This window comes from Vibrio sp. 378 (assembly GCF_033339435.1).
Genome location: NZ_JAWOUO010000540.1, coordinates 1 through 706 on the forward strand (window position 1 = coordinate 1; position 706 = coordinate 706).

Consider the following 706-nt stretch of genomic DNA (forward strand, 5'->3'; position numbering starts at 1 on the left):
AAAGACGTTAATGAGAAGAGTTCAACCGTAGGCATTGTTGGCATTAATGGCGCTGTGATGACAACGATAGAGAGTGCTAATAAGCTGCGAACCCAAATCGGAATCAACGCGTCACCAAAAAATGGCATGGATAAAAATACCGCTCCCACACGAAAAAACGGCCACCAAAGTTGACCGAGAATTGCGGAGAGGTCTGCAAATGTGATGGCCATCAGCCAATCATCCCCGGAATGTTGTGGAACAAGAAATCAAACAACTCCATGATTTTGCGAAGAATCCAGTGTCCTGCAAAAATCACCATCAACAGAGTGACGATCAGACGTGGTAAAAAGCTCAATGTCTGTTCGTTGATTTGCGTTGCCGCTTGGAATACCGCAATACCCAAACCCACAATCAGGCCTGGCACTACCAGTACGGCCACCATCAAGATGATGAGCCATACCGCATCAGAAAATAGAGTAACGGTTAATTCAGGTGTCATCATGGGCTCCTGTTAACCGAAACTGGCTGAAAGAGTGCCGACCGTCATCGCCCAGCCATCGACCAGAACGAACACCACCAACTTGAATGGCAAAGAGACGATAAGTGGTGACAGCATCATCATACCCATGGCCATCAAGACGCTAGCGACCACCAAGTCGATGATCAAAAACGGAATGAACAGCATAAAGCCGATTTGGAACGCAGTTTTAAGTTCACTGATCAC

At 46.9% G+C, this 706-nt stretch carries 2 protein-coding genes and 1 pseudogene; all 3 read right to left on the reverse strand.

Features of this window, described 5'->3' with window-relative positions; translation table 11 throughout:
• Nucleotides 1-212: flagellar biosynthetic protein FliR (locus R7Q48_RS27410; protein ID WP_318133413.1), on the reverse strand; the 212-nt coding region annotated here is incomplete at its 3' end.
• Nucleotides 212-481 carry a flagellar biosynthesis protein FliQ gene (gene fliQ, locus R7Q48_RS27415; protein ID WP_005462792.1) on the reverse strand — a complete coding sequence of 90 codons (270 nt, stop codon included), beginning with the start codon at nt 479-481 and terminating at the stop codon, nt 212-214. The genes fliQ and R7Q48_RS27410, both read right to left, overlap by 1 nt.
• Before the next feature lie 12 nt (nt 482-493).
• Nucleotides 494-706: pseudogene (locus R7Q48_RS27420) on the reverse strand (flagellar biosynthetic protein FliP); the annotation flags it as partial.